The 21,651-nt window shown below is 62.2% G+C and carries 13 protein-coding genes; 5 read left to right on the forward strand and 8 right to left on the reverse strand.

All coding sequences use genetic code 11. The annotated features are described in order from the left end of the window. Complete coding sequence (gene uca, locus AOP79_RS09570) at positions 1-3,585, reverse strand: urea carboxylase (RefSeq protein ID WP_062072963.1); 3,585 nt, start codon at positions 3,583-3,585, stop codon at positions 1-3. A gap of 440 nt (positions 3,586-4,025) precedes the next feature. On the opposite strand from uca, the gene AOP79_RS09575 reads away from it, so the two are divergent. From AOP79_RS09575 to AOP79_RS09595, 5 genes are read left to right on the forward strand one after another with little or no spacing between them, the layout of a single operon-like run. Then, positions 4,026-5,609 carry an ABC transporter substrate-binding protein gene (locus AOP79_RS09575; protein ID WP_062072965.1) on the forward strand — a complete coding sequence of 528 codons (1,584 nt, stop codon included), beginning with the start codon at positions 4,026-4,028 and terminating at the stop codon, positions 5,607-5,609. A 4-nt stretch (positions 5,610-5,613) separates the two neighbouring features. Beyond that, positions 5,614-6,705, forward strand: a complete 1,092-nt coding sequence (locus AOP79_RS09580) for an ABC transporter permease (protein ID WP_236683370.1) — start codon at positions 5,614-5,616, stop codon at positions 6,703-6,705. Then, positions 6,702-8,396, forward strand: coding sequence for a dipeptide/oligopeptide/nickel ABC transporter permease/ATP-binding protein (locus AOP79_RS09585; RefSeq protein ID WP_236683372.1), 1,695 nt, complete (start codon positions 6,702-6,704; stop codon positions 8,394-8,396). The genes AOP79_RS09580 and AOP79_RS09585 overlap by 4 nt, the downstream gene beginning before the upstream one ends. Further along, positions 8,393-9,199 (forward strand): ABC transporter ATP-binding protein, encoded by an 807-nt coding sequence (locus AOP79_RS09590; protein ID WP_062072966.1) that lies wholly within the window; start codon positions 8,393-8,395, stop codon positions 9,197-9,199. The genes AOP79_RS09585 and AOP79_RS09590 overlap by 4 nt, the downstream gene beginning before the upstream one ends. 13 nt (positions 9,200-9,212) lie before the next feature. Beyond that, positions 9,213-10,496: a metal-dependent hydrolase family protein gene (locus AOP79_RS09595; protein WP_062072968.1), complete on the forward strand. Its 1,284-nt coding sequence runs from the start codon at positions 9,213-9,215 to the stop codon at positions 10,494-10,496. A 91-nt stretch (positions 10,497-10,587) separates the two neighbouring features. Here AOP79_RS09595 and ileS read toward each other — a convergent pair whose 3' ends face one another. The 7 genes from ileS to AOP79_RS09630 form a co-directional block, all read right to left on the reverse strand. Beyond that, positions 10,588-13,818 carry an isoleucine--tRNA ligase gene (ileS, locus tag AOP79_RS09600; protein ID WP_062072971.1) on the reverse strand — a complete coding sequence of 1,077 codons (3,231 nt, stop codon included), beginning with the start codon at positions 13,816-13,818 and terminating at the stop codon, positions 10,588-10,590. A 334-nt stretch (positions 13,819-14,152) separates the two neighbouring features. Next, positions 14,153-14,731 (reverse strand): helix-turn-helix domain-containing protein, encoded by a 579-nt coding sequence (locus AOP79_RS09605; RefSeq protein WP_082093534.1) that lies wholly within the window; start codon positions 14,729-14,731, stop codon positions 14,153-14,155. A 49-nt stretch (positions 14,732-14,780) separates the two neighbouring features. Then, on the reverse strand, positions 14,781-15,524 hold the full coding sequence (locus AOP79_RS09610; protein ID WP_062072975.1) for an SDR family oxidoreductase: 744 nt from the start codon (positions 15,522-15,524) through the stop codon (positions 14,781-14,783). A gap of 27 nt (positions 15,525-15,551) precedes the next feature. After that, positions 15,552-16,028 (reverse strand): methyltransferase family protein, encoded by a 477-nt coding sequence (locus AOP79_RS09615; RefSeq protein WP_062072978.1) that lies wholly within the window; start codon positions 16,026-16,028, stop codon positions 15,552-15,554. Further along, on the reverse strand, positions 16,028-17,242 hold the full coding sequence (locus AOP79_RS09620; RefSeq protein WP_236683374.1) for a 1-acyl-sn-glycerol-3-phosphate acyltransferase: 1,215 nt from the start codon (positions 17,240-17,242) through the stop codon (positions 16,028-16,030). Before AOP79_RS09620 ends, AOP79_RS09615 begins: the two co-directional genes overlap by 1 nt. After that, positions 17,239-18,069, reverse strand: coding sequence for a patatin-like phospholipase family protein (locus AOP79_RS09625; RefSeq protein WP_062072980.1), 831 nt, complete (start codon positions 18,067-18,069; stop codon positions 17,239-17,241). The genes AOP79_RS09620 and AOP79_RS09625 overlap by 4 nt, the downstream gene beginning before the upstream one ends. Before the next feature lie 38 nt (positions 18,070-18,107). Then, positions 18,108-21,651, reverse strand: a 3,544-nt coding sequence (locus AOP79_RS09630; RefSeq protein WP_152648090.1) for a DUF7927 domain-containing protein, incomplete at its 5' end; no start/stop codon positions are given.

Here is a 21,651-nt window from a genome sequence, read left to right on the forward strand (position 1 = left end):
TCAAACGATGGGGCGAACGATGGCTACAGGCTGTCCTGCAGCGACGACTTCGCCGGGGTCAACGAGCAGTTCAAGCACGGTCACGGCACACTCTGGGGCGACGGAGATTTCCATCTTCATGGCTTCGAGCACGACAACTGAGTCGGACGCCCCGAGGTCCTGCCCAGGCGATGCTGAGACCTTCCACACCGCTCCAGCCATCGGCGCTGCACACACGTGAGCGCCCTCGGGAACAACTAATGACGCGTGGACATCACTTACTGCGTCGACGGGCGTCGCAGGCTCAGCAATGTCAAACTCGCCTGCACGCTCCCATGCGACACGTTCTGCTTCGAACGCCGCACTTTGCCGCGAGCGGAAGATCGAGATCGAGTCCGCCTCACGCTCGAGGAATGCGCGGTGCTCGGCAAGGGAAAACTCGCCGTCCGAGACGGTGAGCTCGAGCCTTCCCGCGGCAAAGGCACGTCGCTGCTCTTCAAGCGTGGCGGCATCAACTTCTACGAACTTCACACGGTCAAAGAATCGGAGTAGCCAAGGCTCGCCGGGAAGAAAATTGGGGTTAGAGCGTCGCAGGCCGCCCCAAATTGGAAGAGTGCGACCCACAAGCTGATAGCCACCCGGGCTATCCATGCCGTAGATGCACATGTAGCTGCCACCAATACCGACAGTGCCCTCCGCAGTCCACGTGCGCGCAGGGTTGTACTTGGTCGTCACGAGTCGGTGGCGAGGGTCTACGGGGACAGCCGCAGGCGCGCCGAGATAAACATCTCCCAAGCCAAGCACCATGTACGACGCGTCAAATACTGTCGTGCGCACTTCATCTCTGCTACCTAGCCCGTTCACGCGCCGGATGAACTCGATATTGTCGGGGTTCCACGGCGCATCTTGGCGAACCAAGTCCTCATAACGCGCAATGGCAGTCCTGACTACGGGGTCGTCCCATGACATCGGCAGTTGGACTTCTCTACTCGGCACCACTAAGTGATCCGAGGGCGGCAACGAGTCTTCGAGGTCTTCCAACAACGCGTGCAAGTCACGCACGCTGAGGCGATCGGCATCCACGTGGAGATGAAGAGACCTGATGCCGGGAGTGATATCGATAATCCCTCGATCACCATGTGCCTTCAAGGCCTCCATCAACGCGTGAATGCGCAGCCGCACACCGAGGTCGAGCTCCATGTCGCCGTACTCAACCAAAAGGTTGTCGTCGCCACCGCGGCGATACACCACCGCAGGATGGTCATGCCCTGCTTCGCGGCGTCCTAGGACACCGTCATCGCGGTCTCGCCCTGGCAGGGATGGGTTGAACACCGTGGCCCCGGTGCGCGCGGAACGTACTTCAGTGGTCATCGCCTCGCTGACGGGTACCAGCATGACGGTGTCACCTGGACGCAATTGGCCGATCTTCCAGCGATCTGCGGACACTACGGTTACTGGACACGCGAATCCTCCGAGCGACGGACCGTCGGGGCCGAGGATGGAGGGGGTGTCACCCGTAAAGTTGATCGCCCCCACGGAGTAGGCATTGTCATGAAGATTAGACGGATGCAGGCCCGCCTCCCCGCCGTCGGGCCTCGCCCACGTTGGCTGGGGTCCGATGAGCCTCACTCCGGTCCGTGCCGCATGGACGTGAACTCGCCACTCAGCCTCATAGAGCGAATCAATGGCTTCGCGGGTGAAGTACTCGGGCGCCGGCTGCGGGCCTTCCGCGACGTGGAGGATCCACGTACTCGTAAACTCAGGTTGATCAAGTCCCGCCTTGGCGTCCGGCATATTGCCGTCGGCCTTGCCCGGGCGCAGCACGTCTCCCGGACGCAGTGCTCGGCCGCCGAGACCGCCAAAACCCCCTGCGACAAACGTCGAAGCACTCCCGAGATACGGCGGAACGTCGAGACCGCCGGCAACTGCAATGTATGTGCGCGCACCCACATCGGGAGTTCCTACGTCGAGGAGCTGCCCCGCCTTGACGTGCAGGGGTGTCCACTGCTCAACTTCAACGCCATCGAGACGGATAGGTACCGGTGCTCCCGTCACCGCGACACGTGTGTCGTAGTTGAACGACAACGCGGGCCCCTGCATCGTCGCTTCGAGGGCCGCGGCTCCCTCGACATTGCCTACCAACCGATTGGCCCGGCGCATCGACACGTCATCAAAAGGACCGGAGGGCGGGACCCCAACTTGCCAGTGACCAACCCGCCCAGGCCAGTCCTGAACCGTTGTCGACATTCCTGGTCTCGCGATGACGATCCGGGGCTCCTCGACCACTACGTGGGTCAAGGTCTCGGTCGTCGGGACTCCATCCGTCACGAGAGGGGCGTGCACCAACGCCTTCAGTAACGGAAGATTGGTCTCGATCCCGTCGATCCGTGTGTCGGCAAGGGCCCTAGCTAGGATCGAGAATGCTTCACGCCGGTCACCGCCTGTCGCAACAACCTTGACGAGCAAACTGTCGTACTCAGTCGTCACCACATCGCCCGTCTCGATGCCTGACTCCACCCGCACGCCGATTCCTTCAGGCAGCAAGACACGAGTGACCACACCTGAACTGGGCCGCGAGTCCGCAAAGACATCCTCAGCGCACACCCGAGCTTCGACGGAGTGGCCTGCCTGTTCAACCGCAGGAAGGTCATCCGCACCATCCGCGAGCTGCAGCATGAGAGCGACGAGGTCGACGCCACTCACTTCTTCCGTGACGGGGTGTTCGACTTGGAGCCGCGTGTTCGCTTCCAAGAAATAGTGCGCCTCCGCGCTCACGAGGAACTCGACAGTACCCACCGACCGGTAGTCCACGGCAGATGCAATCTTTCGCGCGTCATCCCAGAGACGCGCACGAAGACCGCTATCTAACTGGGGGGCAGGCGCTTCCTCGATGACCTTCTGATGGCGCCGCTGCAGACTACAGTCACGGTCTCCGAGGACCACGACACGGCCTTTGCCATCGCCCACAATTTGCACCTCGACGTGGCGCGGAGCCAAGATCGCCTTCTCGAGAAATACACTCGAATCGCCGAACAGCCGTGCCGCTAACGCTCCGAGGGCAACGTAGGCATCGACCAGTTCGGACTCGCTGTCGCAGCGCTGGACGCCCATGCCCCCGCCACCAGCGACGGCCTTCAACATCACGGGATAACCAATCGCGCGTGCGGCCAATGCAGCAGACTCGGCACTATCAAGGACACCGGTTCCGGGGATGCTCGGGACACCGCTTTGCTCGGCGAGAGCTCGAGCGCGAGATTTGGACCCAAACAGTTCTATCTGGCGAGGTGTGGGGCCGATGAACACCACACCGGCGTCTTCGACCGCTGAGGCAAACGACGAGTTTTCAGACAGAAACCCGTAGCCAGGGTGGATGGCCGTGGCTCCGTGAGTTCTTGCAACTGAGATGATCTCGTCAGTATCGAGATAGCCGGCGCCTTCCGGCGTGAGCGCTACTGCTACGTCCGCTTCGCGCACATGGGCTGCGGCCGCATCGGCTGGCGTATAGACCGCGATTGCGGTCTGTCCGGCTTCCTGCACGGCTCGGATGATTCGTCTGGCAATTTCGCCGCGATTCGCGACCAAGACAGCAGTGATGGGTACTGGCATATCCAACGAGGTCCTTTCAGGCAACTCCGTCGCCGTTGGTCTCCTCCCGGCCCCAGGACCGAGCGACGACAGGTTGTCTACTATTTACTCCAAGTTGGATCCAATCTACACCGTCAAGTATCCCAACGACGACATGTGCGTTTCCCCCATGTAAATTCTGGCCCCGATGGCACAGCGCCTCCCCGAGCCGGGGTGATGCTGGAGAGACACCGGATGCGCTGCACCCTGCCCCCGACGCCCGACGCCAGGCACCGGAATTTACAAGAACGTAACGTGAAAGTCCTTTTTCGGATACACCGCGATGTAGATTGGATACAGAACAGCGTAGGTTGGATGCCTGAACGCATCTTGTTCTGGGCCGACACGCTGATTCGAGGTGGTCCGCGTTCATGAACCCGGACCGCTACGGCACAGTCCCCCTCCGTCCACTAGGAGTAACAATGGCAAGGAAACACGTCGCTATAGCGGCATTCGCACTCACCGCGTCACTGACCCTCGCGGCATGCTCAGCTGCCACGGAAGAGGCGGACGCTGCTGCCTCTCAAGGAGAGTCATCGACCCCTACGGTGTCCACAGACACCATCAATACGGAGCTCTTTTCCGCTCCGACGCAATTCGACCCAGCCATCGCTTCAGGATCCGCGAGCGTGTCCGCAGCCCGGCTCGGGTTTGACACCCTGCTACGGGCTAGCGACGAGGGGTACGTTGGCGGCATTGCCTCGGAATGGGAGGCGCAGTCCGCAACTGACTATGTGCTGACCATCCGCGATGACGCTACATGCTCCGATGGCTCAGTCATCGACTCTCAGGTAGTCGCAGACTCCCTGACCTATCTCACAACTGTGGATGACGCTGCAGCGCAGGCAATCACAGCACAGGCATTCGGCACCGGAACTCCAACATTTACCGCCGAAGGCGACTCCCTCGCGATTAGCCTGAGCGAACCTTATTCCGCAGTCCTCGCAGGCCTCACACTTGAGAACACCGGAATCATCTGTCCTGCGGGCCTTGATGATCTCGATGGGCTTGCAGCAGGCACCGTTGAGGGTGCATGGTCCGGCCCTTACACCCTGAGCGATAGCAACCCTGGCGTCAGCGCTACCTATAGTCTCCGCGACGACTACGCCGCCTGGCCGTACGAACTCGAAGGCGTCCCCGCTGCCACGATCAATATCACTGTCGCAGCGGACTCCACTACCTCAGCCAATCTGTTGCAGTCCGGCGGAGTCGACGTCACCCGCTTCTACGACTCGAATGCGCTCCAGTTCACGGAAAGCGACGACTACTCCTACGAGACCACCAACGCCTCGGCCTACTCACTCGTCTTTAACCAGACAGAGGGCTCAGGTTCCGTGTTCATCGATGCTCCCGAGTTGCGAGCAGCCGCCGCCAGCGCGGTATCGCGCGAAGGGTTCAACGAAGCTGCGCTGGACGGACTGGGCACGCCGCTCACGTCGATTACGTACACCCAGTCTGAGTGCGTCAACGACGACGAGGCGCTCCTCCAGGCGTATGACCCGGAAGCGGCAGCTGCGGACCTCGATGGTGTCACCATCCGCCTCCTGACGATGTCGAACTGGGACGCCGCAACCGACTACATGTCCGAATCGCTACGTGCCGCAGGCGCCACCGTGGAAGTCACTGCACTGGACCCCGCCGACTGGCGAGCGGCGCAACGCGCTGAGAAGGGCATCTGGGATGTCACTCTGGTCGCCGACGGAAACACCACAGGAATCGTCAGCCTGTCACTGGAGCGCGTCATGGGCCCCCTGTCTGAAGACGGCGGCTCAAACATCACTGGCAAGGTCAACGACGTCGCAGATGCTGCACTGGCCTTCTCCATGACAAGTGACGACGAGGATGCCGCGTGCAGCTCCCTCCTCGAAGCTCAGGAATCTGTGCTACAAGATGTCGCCTTTGCGCCACTGATTTCTGACACGCACTACATCGTCTCCCGTGCAGGATTCTCATCGCCGATCATTGCCGGCAACTGGGACCTCACTGCGATGCGCGTGACGGAGTAACGATATGAGCAGCACCGCCCGCGCAGACAACCAAGGAAGCAACGACACCACCATGCCTGAATCGATGTCGCCCCATTCCACGGAGGATGTCGCGGGCGGTGCTGCCACCATCAGCCCCCATGCCGCAGGGAGCCACGCCAAGACATGGAGACGGTTCCTGGTCCGCCGGTTCAAGAGCCTTGCCATCAGCCTCGTGTTGCTCGTGCTCATGACTTTCTTCATTGTTCAGCTCATACCAGGCGACCCGGCTGAGGCCATCGCTGGACCCGATGCGTCCCCCGCGACCGTCGATGCAGTCCGAGCGGAGCTAGGGCTTGACGATCCCACACTCGTGCAACTGTGGGACTACCTGGTCGGCGTCGCTAGCGGTGACTTCGGAGAGTCATTCCGCTATGGAGTGCCGGCCCTGGACATCGTGATGGCCGCCGCCCCCTACACGGTCACCATCGCATTCGCGTCCGTCCTCATTGTCCTTGTCGGTGGCGTCGCCCTTGGCATCTCCGTGGCAATCGCGACCCGGGGCGACCGGCGCCGCTGGCTAGGAACCGCCTTCACCACGGTCACGAGTGTGTTCACGTCCATTCCGCCCTACATCCTGGCGACGTTCCTCGTGGTGATCTTTGCACTGTGGCTTTCCTGGTTCCCTCCGGCATACACGCTCGCATATGGATTCTGGCAATCGGCGATTCTGCCTATCGCAGCGCTGTCCATAGGAAGCATCGGAGGAATGGCGCGCATCGTTCGTCGCGAAGCAGCGGTCGTCGAGGAGATGGACTACATGCGTAGCGCACGAGGCTGGCGCCTTCCGGCGCTGGTGCGCTACGGCAAGCACCTGCTTCCTAACGTGCTGACCACGGCGCTCACCCTCTCAGGCATCATCCTCACCGCGCTCTTGGGGTCCGCTCTCATCGTCGAGACAGTCTTTGGCTGGCCCGGAATTGGCAGCGCAGTGATCAGAGCAATTGCGGAGGATAAGGATTATCCCGTTATCCGCGCAGCAGTGTTCGTGATTGGGGCAATCTCGCTGGTCACCACACTCGTCATCGACATCATCCTTGGCGCTATCGACCCCCGGACGCTCGGAGAAGAACAGTGAATACCACCACCAAGCTCCCACCAGGCCGGCGTTTACGTTGGAACGGGACCCTGATTGCAGGCATCGTCATGTTTGCAATCGTTGCCCTGATCGCGCTCGTTGCGCCGATGATCTACTCGGGCCAAGCCGCGACCCTGACCGGGGAATCAAACCTTGGCTCCGAGCCTGGCCACCTCCTGGGCACGGACGCTCTCGGACGCGACATGCTGGCCCGGACTCTGGTGGCGACACGCACCACCGTCCTCATGGCCCTGGCCGCCACCGCCATCGCGGCCGTACTTGGCGTCGGGTTTGGCATCGCCGTGTGGCTAGCTCCACCACGTATCCGCAACCTTGGGTTGCGCCTGATTGAATTCTTCATCTCATATCCAGGGCTTCTGCTCGCGATCATCGTCGCAGCGATCCTGGGGCAGGGCGCCATTACGGCCGTGATCGCTGTCGCCGTCGCAAGTATCGCTGGGTTCGCTCGGCTCACAGCCAATCTCGCATCAGGGATCGCATCTCGCCAATACATCACCACGGCTCGTCTGCTCGGCGTACCCGGCTATCGCATCGCGATTCGTCACGTGCTGCCCAACATGGCCGAACCCATGCTGATCATCACTGCCCAGGCGTTCGCGGGAGCCTTGGTGGAGATCTCCGGACTCTCATTCGTGGGCCTGGGCACGCAGGCGCCGTACTACGACTACGGCACTCTGCTCGCCGATAGCCTCTCGAAGATCATGACAAACCCCATCCTCTTGGTGGGACCTGCAGTTGCGATCATCTTTGTCTCTATGGCCGCCTTATTCGTCGGAGACGGACTCGCAGCTGCGGCCAACCCGCGCTCGAATGCCAAGCAAGCACAGATGTCGGCACGGGTAGATGAAGGTAGTTCACTTGACGTTCCCACCGACGCGGTCCTTGTTGCTGATGGCATTCGTGTCAGCCACATCGAATCGGGTCGAGAGATTGTCTCTGACGTGTCGTTCACCATCGGTCGCGGTGAAATCGTAGGCATCGTCGGAGAGTCCGGATCAGGAAAGTCGCTGACCGCCTCTGTCGTCTCCTGCCTGCTGCAGGATGGCCTCGAGGCATCAGCACGACGACTGACGCTTGGCCACACAGACCTCTTGGGGCGAGTCCCACAAGCCGAGCTTGCATCGCGCATTGGCCTCGTGTACCAGGACCCGGGAACGGCACTTAATCCGGCTCTCACCCTCGGCTCGCAACTCACGGACGTGTTGCGGACTCGTTTGGGCTTCAGCCGACGTGAGGCCCGCAAGGCACTGATCGCGGCGTTCAAGGACGTACTCATGCCGGACCCCGAGGGGCGACTTCGCCAAAACCCCCACGAACTCTCGGGCGGCATGAACCAGCGCGCGATGATCGCCTCGGCGATGAGCGTCGAACCAGAGTTGTTGATTGCCGACGAACCTACGACCGCACTGGACGTCACGGTTCAGCGCGAGGTTCTGACGCTCATTAATCGCCTGAATTCAGAGCGAGGTACTGCGGTCCTCTTCATCTCTCACGACCTCGGTGTGGTGCGTCGACTCTGTGACAGGGTCCTGGTCATGCAACAAGGGCAGATCGTCGAACACATCACTTCAATGGACGACCTGACCGTCGAAAGGGCTCAACATCCCTATACGAAGCAACTACTCGCAGCCACGCCAGTGGTGAATGTCGACAGCATGGAGGACGCGTGAGCAAAACGGTTGTGAACGTCGCAAATCTTGACGTGCGTTTTGGCGCGGCTCACGTACTTCAGGATGTGTCATTTTCACTGAGCGCCGGGACCACTGTGGGAGTCGTGGGAGAGTCCGGATCGGGCAAGTCGACCCTTGCGAAGGCGTTGGTCGGCACTGTACCTGCCGCCGCAGGCGAAATCTGGGTTGACGGTCTCGACGTTCGCCACGCCACTCGCAGTGAGCTCGCGCGCTATCGCAGGCGTACACAGATGATCCCTCAAGACCCATTCTCTTCATTGTCTCCGCGACGGACCATCGGCCAAACACTGGCGGAAGCGATTGAGCCAGGACGCGGGCGCGTGCGCCCACATCAGGACAGAATTGTCGACTGGCTAGAAAGAGTCGGACTCGAAGGCGCAATGATGGACCGCTTTCCGCACGAGTTCTCGGGCGGTCAACGGCAACGCGTCGCAATTGCGCGCGGCCTCATCTTGAACCCCACCATGGTTATTGCGGATGAAATCACGTCAGCACTGGACGTCTCAGTACAAGCGCAGATTCTCGAGTTGCTCGCGGAGATCCAGGACAGTCTTGATCTCACCATGATGTTCATCTCGCACAACCTGGCAGTTGTCCAACGTGTGAGCGACGAAGTCCTCGTGTTGTACCGCGGTGTGGTCGTTGAGCGCGGACCCGTCGAACAAATTTTCACTGACCCCCAGCACTGGTACACGCGATCTCTTCTCGAAGCAGACCCTGGCTCACCAGGGTTCTCTCTCGACGCACTACCCATGGCATCCGTGACTACACCCACTCAGTGAGAGGCAACCGACAATGACAGGCGCGAGACTCCCCCATGCCCCCTCATCCTCAGGCACCACGCGCATCGTAGGTGCCACTGTTCTCGACGGCACTCTTCGGGACCCGCTTGAGAACGCCGAGGTCGAGTTCATTGATGGCGTCGTGTCTTATGTTGGGCCCAGACGGCCCCTAGAGGGCCATTCAGAGACCGTGATTGACGCCCGCGGCGGATTTGTCATGCCAGGTTTCATTGACTTGCATGTCCATCTCGCAATGTCACACGACGCGGACGAAGCTGAACAACGCCAATGGTTCCCTGAGGAAGAAGCCTTTGCCACAGCCTCGACGATGCACGCCACCCTCGACGCGGGTGTCACGACGGCACGCGACCTCTCCGGACTGACCCCAGGATACCGTCGAGCCATCGCAAACGGACGTACGGTGGGGCCCCGGCTCCACCTAGCAATCGCGCTGCTGTCCCCCACAGGCGGTCATGGGGATCCCGTGTACCCCAATGGATCGGTCCCGCTGTATGCCGAACGCGCTACCACGCCGGGTTGGGAGGTTGTCGATACCGACGCCGAGGTGATACGGGCGGTCCGCCGACTGATACGCACTGGGGCCGATGTCATCAAGGTGTGCACTACCGGAGGCATGTCTTCCCCCAGCTACGGGCCGGACCACCCGGGGGTTCCGGCCGCACAGGTCGCATTGATCGTCGCCGAGATGGCCCGCCTCCAGGGCCAACCAGTGACCGCGCACGCTCAGGGGTCAGAAGGCGTCACCGCCGCCGTCCTTGGCGGGGCGTCCAGCATCGAGCACGGCTATGACGTCACACCTGAGACGCTTGCCGTCATGGCTGAACGCGGCACTGCGCTAATCCCTACCCTCTCCACGTTGCTCAAACCGCTGAACCCCGCCGTCACCAGTGCCGAGCGCATCGCTCTCAAGCGAGGCTGGCAAGAACGAGGGCTCGCGTCCACCCGGCAGGCGATCGACGCCGGAGTGACGATAGGGATGGGCACTGATGCGGGGATTCATCCACAAGGTCGCAATCTCACTGAGTTGGGTCACCTCGTCGACGCAGGGCTGACGCCACTTGAAGCAATCCACGCTGGAACCGCCGTCGGAGCAAAAATACTGCGTCTCAATGACTCCCTAGGCACTTTGGGTCCCGGCATGATGGCGGACCTTGTTATCACCGAGGTCGACCCACTTGAGAACATCCATACGCTCGGTGACCCGAGCGCGATACGCGCCGTGTATCAGTCGGGGACTCCAGTCAAGGATCTTGATGCTCTCTCGGCACCCCACTAGCCATGTGCTGCGGTGACGCGGACTCTCGAGAAGCACGTGGCTCGAGCGGCCTTGGCCGGGGCGTGGCCATTCCACGCCCCGGCGTACGCCGCTAATTCGCGACTGTCACGCGGATTGCCAGGTCGTCACCGGTGGTCACGCTCACGCGTGGCTCGCCGGAAACTGGATCCTGAGCGAGAGTCTCCTTCGCGATGAGATCTGACCAGGTGGTCGCCGCATCAACCCGATCTGCCGGCACCGTGAGTTCCAGCACAATCCGGTCAGAGACGTTGAGGTCTTCAGACTTGCGGGTGTCCTGCACGGCACGGACCACATCGCGTGCGTAGCCCTCGGCTTCAAGTTCTGGCGTCAGCGCAGTGTCGAGCAACACGAAGCCCCCGGAAGGAAGCACAGACGCCGCATCCGTCGACTCCCCTTCGGAGCCGATGACCGTGGCGAGCGAGTACTCCCCCTCCATCAGGGCGATCCCGCCAGAGACCACGGCACCCGACGCATCGACGGTCCAGTCACCGCTTTTGGAACCCTTGATGGCGGCCTGTACCTGCTTGCCGATGCGTGGCCCTGCGGCGCGCGCATTGACGGACAGACGCTGCTCCACGGGGTGGGCGGCAGTGAAGTCCTCGATAGAGACGAGCTCGACGTTCTTGACGTTGAGCTCAGTTGCGATCAGGTCGGCGTATGGCGCCAGGGCGGCGGAATCTGCGACGGCGACCTTGAGCGCTGCGAGTGGCTGACGCACGCGGATCTGCTCCGCTTTGCGTAGCGCGTGAGCGGACGAGACGACTTCGCGCACTTGGTCCATGACGCCCCCGAGGGAGTCGTCGCGCCATGCGGAGGGAGCCACCGGGTAGTCCGTGAGGTGCACGGAACGCTCACCGGTGAGGCCGCGGTAGACCTCTTCGCTGAGAAGCGGCAACAGGGGCGCTGCCAGGCGCGACACGGTGGTCAACACAGTAAAGAGGGTGTTGAATGCCGCGTCGTCTTCGGACCAGAAGCGGTCGCGCTGGGTCCGCACGTACCAGTTGGTCAACAGGTCCATGAAGGACTGCAGTGACGACGACGCTCCGGGCACGTCGTACGCGAGCATCTGCTCCGTGATGGTGTCGACGAGGTCCGCAGTCTTGGCCAGGACGTACCTGTCCATGACGGGCAGGCTTGCGACGTCCTCATGGCGAACGGCCGATGCGTGGTAGCCGTCTCCTCCACGGGCGGCACCCGCGTAGAGGGTGAAGAAGTAGTACGAGCTCCACAGCGGCAGCATGACTTCGCGGACGCCTTCGCGGATGCCTTCCTCGGTGACGACGAGGTTGCCGCCACGCAGGATGGGCGACGACATGAGGAACCAGCGCATGGCGTCCGAGCCGTCGCGGTGGAACACCTCGTTGACATCGGGGTAGTTGCGCAGGCTCTTGGACATCTTGCGACCGTCCGAGCCCAGCACGATGCCGTGGCTGATGGCCGTCGAGAATGCCGGCCGGTCAAAGAGCGCCGTGGCGAGCACGTGCATGACGTAGAACCAGCCGCGGGTCTGGCCGATGTACTCCACGATGAAGTCCGCGGGGTTGTGGGTGTCGAACCACTCTTCGTTCTCGAATGGGTAGTGCACCTGGGCGAACGGCATGGAGCCGGAGTCGAACCACACGTCGAAGACATCGGAGATGCGTCGCATGGTGGACTGGCCCGAGGGGTCGTCGGGGTTGGCGCGGGTGAGGTCATCGATGAAGGGCCGGTGAAGGTCGGGCTCGCCGTCCTCGTTGAGCGGTAGGCGGCCAAAGTCGCGCTCGATCTCCGCGAACGATCCGTAGACGTCCACCCGCGGGAAGTCGGGATTGTCCGATACCCAGACGGGGATGGGCGTTCCGAAGTAGCGGTTGCGGCTGATGGACCAGTCGCGTGCGCCTTCGAGCCACTTGCCGAACTGACCTTCCTTGATGTGGTCAGGAACCCAGGTGATGTCTTCGTTGAGTTCCACCATGCGGTCACGGAAGTCCGTGACCGAGATGAACCATGAGGAGATCGCACGGTAGATCAAGGGATTGCGGCAGCGCCAGCAGTGCGGGTAGCTGTGGTCGTAGGTCTCATGGCGCAGGACGATGCCGCGCTCCTTGAGGTCCTTGATGATGTGCGGGTTCGCATCAAACACTTGCTGGCCTGCATAGTCAGCGACCTGACTGGTAAACTGGCCCTTGGAGTCCACCGGCACCACAGTGCCGATGCCGGCCTCGCCACACACAGCGGCGTCGTCCTCACCGAAGCCAGGGGCCATGTGGACGATTCCCGTACCGTCCTCGACGGAGACGAAGTCGGCAACAAGCACCTGGTGGGCGTTCTCCATGTCAGCAAAGTAGCCAAATGGCGCTTCATAGGTCAGGCCACCAAGGTCAGCGCCCTTCATAGTGGCAACGACGGTGGCGTCTTCTCCCAGCTCACGCTCGTACGCACCCACGCGAGCCGCACCAAGGACGACCTTGCGTCCCGCGAACGCGGACTCTGCGCTGGCGGCCACCACGACGTACTCGATCTCTGGACCCACGGCCACGGCAAGGTTGGACGGAAGTGTCCACGGCGTCGTCGTCCAGATCAGGATCTCCGCGCCGGTGAGCGCCTCCTTGACGGAAGCGTCCAGCGCAACTGCGGCTACGGCATCGGCCTTGAGTGGCATCGCGACCGTGAGCGCGGGGTCCTGGCGCATCGCGTACACGTCGTCATCCATGCGCAACTCGTGGTTCGACAACGGAGTCTCGTCACGCCAGCAATACGGCAGCACGCGGTGACCTTCGTAGGCGAGGCCCTTGTCATAAAGCGTCTTGAAGGCCCAGATCACCGATTCCATGAAGGTCGCATCGAGGGTCTTGTAATCGTTGTCGAAGTCCACCCAGCGCGCCTGGCGGGTGACGTACTCCTGCCACTCGTCGGTGTACTTCAGCACGGAGTCACGGCAAGCCTTGTTGAAGGCGGCGATGCCCATCTCGTCGATCTGCGACTTGTCCGTGATCCCGAGGATGCGCTCGGCTTCAAGCTCGGCCGGCAACCCGTGAGTGTCCCATCCAAAGCGACGCTCGACGCGCTTGCCCTGCATCGTCTCGAACCTCGGAACCACGTCCTTGGCGTAGCCCGTCAGCAAGTGGCCGTAGTGAGGGAGACCGTTGGCGAAGGGAGGTCCGTCGTAAAAGACGAACTCTTCAGCGTCGGCACGATTGTCAATGGACGCCTGGAAGGTGTCATCGCTCTTCCAATACGCCAGAGTGTCTTCCTCGATAGAGGGGAAGCTCGGCGAGGCAGGCACGGTGGAATCGGGCCGATGCTGGGGGTAAGCACTCATCGCGTCAAAAGTCCTTCGGTGGTCGCGTCACTGTACGTTCATTGATCCGTGCGCATTGTTCAGTGCGCATGGTTCCGTACGAGGACGCTGCCGACGTGCGAACACGTGAGCCGCGCGGTACCACCTCGCTTGCCACGCTCCCCTGCTCTGCAGGCGGACCGTAGCCGCTCAGGCCCTCGCTTCCACGAGGACGATGCTGTGACGGGCTACCCGTGCGGTTCTAGTGAGAGTCGCACCTGCTCCCCTCGTGCAGTGGGGCATGGCGCGGAGTCCGTTCTTCCGCAAGCTCACCGGTGATGGCCGGGTCAACGCTGATGAGACCAGTGTATCTGCCTCAGTTCTCTGGTGTGTCACCGTGGTCAGGGATGATCGCGAGGTTGAAACTGTAGTGACGGGAGCCCGGCCGTCGATGCATGGACTCATACTTGCCCATCACCTCCGCCAACTCCGTGGAGAGGTCCTCGCGCTGTTTCTCAGTGAGCCATAAAGGTTCGTGACGCACCGAGAATCGCCCTCCGCGCCACTCATCGTTCTGGGAAGCTCCCATGAAGGCTGTGGTGGCCGCAACAATCTGGTCCGCGAACACTTGAATGGTGGCCAGGAATTCCTCGGGCGGTCCGGAGGTGAACTCTTCACGAGTCATCGTCACCCTGTCCCGCACCACACGGTACGTCTTTTCGATGGCCCCACCCCGGCGTTCCTCGGAGACCACCTCAACGACCCCCCCGTCTTTCAAGTCCGCAACACCGCGATAGAGCGATGCTTGCGGGACGTCTGGGAGAACCCGTTGTAGGTCTCGAGTGGTCAGTGCCTCAGCAGAGAGCGCCATCACGATTCGCATCCGCACAGGATGCATTAACAGTCGTGCGCGATCAGTCCCCATACTGCGAAGTGTAGGCCTCGGGCCTGACATCGTCCTGGTGTATCCACAACGGAGGCCTGGTGAGCGTCGGTCGTGGAAGTCAGCGTCGCACCAATTTTGTTGCACCACCTTGCTCGCGCGGCCGCACTACAAGAAGGTCGATATTCACGTGGTGAGGACGCGTCAGTGCGTACTCGATGGTGTCAGCGATGTCGTCCGCGACGAGTGGCTCGACGCCCTGATACACGCCCGCGGCCTTGTCCTCGTCGCCCCCAAAACGATTGACCGAGAACTCCTCGGTGTGGACCATCCCAGGGGCAATCTCGATGACCCGCACCCCAGTTCCAGTGAGTTCTAGGCGCAGCGTGCGCGTCATCGCGACCTCCGCATGCTTGGCCGCAACATAGCCGGCGCCGTTCTCATACGGCTCGTGTCCGGCAGTGGAAGTCACGTTCACCACGTCGCCACGGCCCGATGCGGTGAGGGCCGGCAACAGGGCTTGGGTCACGCGCACGGTTCCCACGACGTTCAGGGCGTACTGCTGAAGCCATGCCTCAAGTGGCGACTGCGCTACATGCTCCCACCCCACGGCCCCTCCCGCGTTGTTGACCAATGCGTGCACGGGCTCGGCGACCGTAGCCGCCAACGCCGCAACGTCATCGTCGCTCGTGATGTCTGCCACAACCACAGCGCAGCCAGTCTCCTCGGCCAATGCGGTTAACCGGTCAGCGCGTCGTGCAACGGCCGTGACGCGCCACCCGGCAGCGACCAAGCGTCGCACTGTGGCCGCACCGATTCCCGACGATGCTCCGGTGACCACAGCGTGCAAAGGGGATTCGCTCATGGGAGTCAGCCTAGTTCTGACGGCGGCTCACCGGCGGCGGCCAATCCCGGGAAGGAACTTGCCCGTGCGTCCGGCGTACTCCGAGTAGCCCTCGTACGTGGTCATCAGGTAGCGCTCTTCCACGCGGGTTTTCACCTCAAAGAACACCACGAGGGCGACAACACTGGCCCAGCACAGGACGCGGCCGGAACTCACCGCAACTCCGGCACAGATCAGTATGAGCGCGGTATACATCGGGTGACGCACCCAGCGATACAGGCCTTTGGCGACCAGGCCAACGCCGTTGGGAACTGGCGATGGCGTCAGAGAACCACCAAGCGACCGCCCCGTCCACAACACACCCGCAGCTCCGAGCACGATCAATGCGAGCGCGAGCCACAGCGATGACCACAGTGACGGGCCCCACGGGATGATTGCGGTGACCGCCACCGACAGGAACAGGAGTCCCTGGACCGCGACCATCACCCATCGTCCGTCCTTGATGGTTTCGCGTATGTGGTCCACTAGCGACCTTCCTCAATGTCTGGGTGCTGTTCGTCGCCATGCCCTGAGTGTGTGGGGCGGCCACTGTGACTGTAAATCACGTTGGCGTCACCCTGTGCCTGGGCCACGGCATCGGCCGATGCGTCGTCGGGGTTATTGAGGTCGATCCAGGAGTCGATGCGCTCCCACCAATCGAACAACCAGTCTTCACGCTCGGCGCGTGACGACGGGATCTCGTCAGGTTCCGCCGCCCAACCACGCAAGGTGATTTTCTTGTCGACGGGGAGTTCGCGCCAGACGTCCCGCACCGTCGAGAGGCGCTCCAGTCCGGTGTGGGCGATCATCACCACAGTCGCCTCGGGGCACGCGTCGATAGCGGCAAGTACCCCGCCGGGGTGCGGGGGCATCACATGCGGCATGGATTCAGCGCGCTCGGCGAGCGCCTCGTGCCCGCCAGCCCGCAACTGCGCGATGCGCTTCTCACGACGCTTGGGGGTGGCGTTGGCACCCTCAGGGAAGATCAACAACGCGTCGTTGCCACTGAGCCCTGCGGCGAGTGAACCCACGGACTTGGTTCCCGACGCCGCGCCACGTTTACGTCGACTCGACGGTGCGACAAATCTGGCAGGAACCCGGTTCAACAGGACATCGACGGCAGGGTCCCACTGCAATGTGTCCTTCAACACGATGGCTGGCTCGCGCCGGAACCGGTTGATGAGGGCCTCCACGATGATGAAGGAATCGGCAGGCCCCGCATGGCGGGACACCACAATGATGGGCCGCCCTGGCGCAAGGGCGTCAAGGTCTGCATCGCGAAACTCCACCGTCAGCCGCAGCACCCGGCGCGCAGCCCTAAACAACGACCTCAGCATGACCCCGGCAAGCCTGTAATGGCGGCGCTGGAACCAGTCGCTGTTGACCTTCCACCCGAACCCTGAGATCACCCACAGGAAGAACATCCAGACAAGAGCCAAGGCGTCCCACATCAAGTACAGCCCGGCCATGAAAATCACACGCAGAACCCTCACTCGGCCAGGCAGAGCCCACGCGACCACGCCCGCGACCAAGATTCCGAGCCACAGCGCCGTCGGCATCCACACCAGCGCGAGAAGCACGATGAGCGGCGCAAGCACGCAACGGCGAACCCACACGGGTGGCAGCTGCCACGACATGCGGCGCTGCTTCTGCCGATCAGACTCCAGTCCTCGCTCGTTCGCGCCTGGTGTGGCATTCATCGGCTAACCCCATGCTCAGCGAGATATTCGAGCGAAGCTCGATAGGCGGCATCCATGCGCGGTTTCGTGAGGTCCATGTTGCGGTACGCCCCAAGTTTCTTGTCCCCCGGTTGGTGACCGCCGTAGGGCAAGATGTGGACCGAGACGCCTTCGGGCACTTGTGCCATATCGCGCGCAAAACGATGCCTACGGGCAATCTCAAAAGTCACCCGTCCCACGTCGGTGGGAGACTTCGGCGGCTCGAGCGGCTCCTCGACCCTTCCCACCTGGAGCACAAACACTTCAGTGGCGCCGCGATGAATGGCCTCCCCCACAGGAATGGAGTTCACCACGCCGCCATCTACATAGTGTTCGCCATCGATCACCACGGGCGGTAGCGCGGCAGGCACCGCAGAACTCGCAAGGACAGCGTCAATGATGAGCCCACTATCGAACCACTGTTCGGCGGCGCGCTCGATAGAGGCTGCGCATACCGCCAGTGGCACCGGCAGGTCCTCGAACCTGGCACCCTCGCCGATGATGCCGTTGACCATGGCACGCAAGGGCTTGGAGGTGCTGAGGTGAGTACCCGAGCGAGCCAAGCGAGACATCTGCTTCACCCACGACTCGCCATAGATGGCACGGGCCGGCTCAGATGACCACGCCTTCTCGAGATCGTCGACCACGCTCGGCGTCGGGTTGGCGGCGAGCGCCGCACCATTGATGGCACCAATGGACGTGCCCACGACCAGGTCTGGAGTGATGCCCACTTCAAACAGCGCCCGTAGCATGCCCACTTCCACGGCGCCGCGAACGCCACCACCACCGAGAGCGTATCCCACTGTCATACGTCGATACTTTCACGTTCGGGTGGCTCCGGGGGGCGTTAGCTCCATGGGTTGTTGCGGCGGCGGCCTCCCTGCAACGCCACCAGCACTGCACCCAGGCCTATCAGGAGCCCGGACAACAGCACCACGGCCATCGACACTGCCGCACCTGTGCGTGGAAGCAACGGCGACGTGGGGTTCGTCACGGTAATCACGGTCGACGTCGAGTCGCACGGCAGACCGTCAGTCGTCAGCCCGTCGATGCATACTCCGCTAGGGCCGCCAGGTCCCGTGGGCGGCGCCGGCGCGCATGCGACACCTTCACACGAGGGGTCTGTGGGCTGGAACACCACGTTGACCATTGAGAGGTCACCGGCACCCGTCACAGTCACGCTGTATGTCAGCTCGACCGAATCGCCAGCACCAAGCGGGCCTTCCCACACCAGGTAAGGCGACGAGTACGTCAGCTCGCCAATCTCTGGCGAGACGGCAGCATCGTTGTTGTAGTTGGCATCGTCCAGAACGTCCGTGAGGTCATCAACGACGACCGCAGGCAACTCGTCCGTGAATGGCGCTTCGCCAGCGTTCGTCACTGTCACGGTGAACTCCACGGAGTCTCCGATCGTGACACCGCCGGAGGGCTGCTCTGCAGTCTTCTCTAGGCTGAGCGCCGGTAGCGCGACTGGAGTGCTCGTGGAGCAGTCGGGGTTGAAGATCGCAAGCAGCGTGGGAAGCGCCGAGCGTGAGGTCCGTGGCGCACTCATGCTTGGGTCCACTGCACACACGGATTCGGGTGGCCCTGTCACCGTGTTGTCCAGTACTCCGTCGCCACCCGGAGGGGTGTCGACTTGCACGGAGTAGGTGATGGTGACGATCTGACCGGGCTCAAGCGCGCCTGTCCACGACAGCGTCTCCAACGTCAACGACACCGTAGTGTCACCGCTCGTGGCCTCGGCGTCACCTTGATAGGTCGCGTCGTCGAGCACTCCCGAGAGGTCATCGGTGATCGCTGCCGGATCCTCGAGTGTGTACGCGAAGGTTCCAGTATTTTCCACCACGACCGTGTAGGCAACCGTGCCACCCGCAACGACGGGGTCCGGGGCATCGGCCGTCTTGACGATGTCAAGCGACCGCACCGGCACAGTCACCGTGCAATCTCCCTCGGCACACGTGGTCTCGGGAGGCCCGTCCACCACATTGACGAGCGACCCGTTGCCACCCGGGGGATCGTCGACACGGACCGAGTAGGTCAGCACGACTTCCTCCCCGGCCGGGATGGGGCCCGTCCACGTCAGTTCGGTTCCGTCGAGGACAAACGCGCCTTCACCGGTGGAGCTTTGCGCATCGTTGAGATACGTGGCGTCGTCGAGGACATCCGAGAGGTCATCGGTCACCACCGCGGGGTGGTCGTCGTCATAGTCCACGCTGCCGGTGTTGTTCACCGTCACGGAGTACTCGACCGTTTGGTGCGGACCAATCCACTCCACAGCATCGGACGTCTTTGCCATGGACAATTGGCGCACCGGCACCGTCACGCTGCATTCCTCGGGGCGCTCGTCTTCCGGTGTCTCTGCGAAGCAGTTGGATTCCGGGGCACCCGTGACCGTATTGACGAGCGTCGCACCTTCCTCAATGGGGTCATCCAGAAGCACGGTGTAGCGCACCGTCACCACCTGACCGGCGGCAAGCGGACCCTCCCAGGTGATGATCTCCGTCGACGAATCGAAAGTGAGCGTCGACCCAGGAACATCGGGATCAGCCTCAAGTTGATCGAGCCATGTGGCATGGGTCAATACGTCTGAGATGTCATCCTTCATGGTTGCCGGGGCCTGCGCACCGTACGGAAGGAAGCCCGGGTTGGTGATCGTGATCTCGTAGGTGAGTTCCTGTCCGGGAACGACCTCATCGTCGAGGGCACGCTTGGCCAATTCCACTGTCTGGTCCGGCGAGACGACCTGGCAGTTCTCGGGGTCGCTCTGCTCATCCGGGTAGCAGTTTGACTCCTCGGGGCCAGTGACAGCATTGACGATGTCGCCGTCGCCTAGGGCGGGATCGTCGATGCTGAAGGAGTAGACGATGTCGATGGAGTCGCCGCCCGCAAGGGGGCCAGACCAAGTGATGGTCTCCTCGCCGGGCGTCGAGCCGTCATAGACGACCGAACCGTCGTCGGGTGACGCTGACGACGGGATGAAGGTCGCGTCGTCGTCGACGGCACTCACGTCGTCAACAATCCCCGCGGGGTCCAGCACTGTGTAGTCGGCTGCTCCGGTGTTCGTGACCGTCACGGTGTACGTGATGATCTGAGTGTCAGCGATCTCCTCCACATCGTTGACCGTCTTCACAATCTGCAAGGCACGGACGGGAACCTGCACCACGCACCCGTCTTCGTCGCCGTCAACACACGTGGATTCGGGTGGTCCAGTCACCGCGTTGACGAGGTTTCCGTCACCATCTGCCTCAGCCGGATCATCGACCACGACTGTGAAGCGGACCTCGACTGTCTCGCCCGGCGCCAAAGCACCCTCCCACGTTAGGATGGGATCGTTGAACTCTCCGGGACCCGACACGGTGTCGAGGTTGGTGTCGACAATGGTGATCGAGTCACCCCAGGTCGCGTTCTGAAGGACGTCAGTGAGGTCGTCCTCGATAGCGGCTGGGTCATCCACGGTGTACGGGAAGCTCCCCGTGTTCTCGACAGTGATGATGTACTCGATGGTGTCGCCAGGAATCACCACATCGCCGGCGCTGGACGCCTTCGCGATTGCGAGACTCCGCACCTGGCTCGTAGTGGTGCAGCCGGGCTCCGTACCAATGTCGCACGGTCCTTCACCACCCGGGTTGGTGACAGCATTGGTCAGGACGCCATTGGCGTCCGCGTCCGCATCTTCAGGGCCCAACACCGTCACTGTGTAGTGAATCTCGATGACCTCACCGGGTACCAGTTCACCTTCCCAGGTGATGGTCTCTCCTGCGAATTCGAGAATCACGGTGCCCGTTGCCGGGTTGTCATCGACGACGGTCGGGCCATCTGTGAGTTCGGCATCGTCAACGACGTCACTCAGATCATCGAGCACGATTGCCGGGTCGACATCCGTGTACGTGAAGCCGCCAGTATTTTCCACCGTGATGACGTAGTCGACCGTGTCTCCAGGGATCACCGTCTCGCCGGCATCGGAGGTCTTCTCCACGGCCAGGCTACGGACCGGATCGGTAGTGCTGCAGCCCGGCTCTGTGCCGTCCACACATGTGGATTCCGGTGGGCCGAGCACCAGGTTGGTCAGGGCGGGGTCAGCATCCTCTGGCAACGGGTCCATCACATCGACGGTGTAGGTCACTTCAACGGTCTCGCCGACCGCTAGCGCACCAGTCCACGTCAACGTCGAGCCAGAAACGACCACTTCATCCACGGGCCGTGACTCGTTGCCCTCCACCGACACCACGGTCAAGTTCTCCGCGACGGTCAGCACCTCGTCGAGGTCATCGGTAAACGTGGCAAAGTCAGGATCAACATAAGCAACAGAACCCGTGTTGGTCACCGAGACTACGTAAGTCACTTCATCGCCGGGAAGCAATGGGTCGTCAGCCTGCGACTCCTTCGCGATA

The organism is Demequina sediminicola, from assembly GCF_000975055.1.
Taxonomy (GTDB): domain Bacteria; phylum Actinomycetota; class Actinomycetes; order Actinomycetales; family Demequinaceae; genus Demequina; species Demequina sediminicola.

Bases quoted from the DNA above. Each gene is read 5' to 3' on its own strand.
- uca (WP_062072963.1), bottom strand. From the start codon at position 3,585: ATGCCAGTACCCATCACTGCTGTCTTGGTCGCGAATCGCGGCGAAATT.
- AOP79_RS09625 (WP_062072980.1), bottom strand. From the start codon at position 18,069: ATGACAGTGGGATACGCTCTCGGTGGTGGTGGCGTTCGCGGCGCCGTG.
- AOP79_RS09605 (WP_082093534.1), bottom strand. From the start codon at position 14,731: ATGTCAGGCCCGAGGCCTACACTTCGCAGTATGGGGACTGATCGCGCA.
- AOP79_RS09575 (WP_062072965.1), top strand. From the start codon at position 4,026: ATGGCAAGGAAACACGTCGCTATAGCGGCATTCGCACTCACCGCGTCA.
- AOP79_RS09595 (WP_062072968.1), top strand. From the start codon at position 9,213: ATGACAGGCGCGAGACTCCCCCATGCCCCCTCATCCTCAGGCACCACG.
- AOP79_RS09580 (WP_236683370.1), top strand. From the start codon at position 5,614: ATGAGCAGCACCGCCCGCGCAGACAACCAAGGAAGCAACGACACCACC.
- AOP79_RS09620 (WP_236683374.1), bottom strand. From the start codon at position 17,242: ATGAATGCCACACCAGGCGCGAACGAGCGAGGACTGGAGTCTGATCGG.
- AOP79_RS09610 (WP_062072975.1), bottom strand. From the start codon at position 15,524: ATGAGCGAATCCCCTTTGCACGCTGTGGTCACCGGAGCATCGTCGGGA.
- ileS (WP_062072971.1), bottom strand. From the start codon at position 13,818: ATGAGTGCTTACCCCCAGCATCGGCCCGATTCCACCGTGCCTGCCTCG.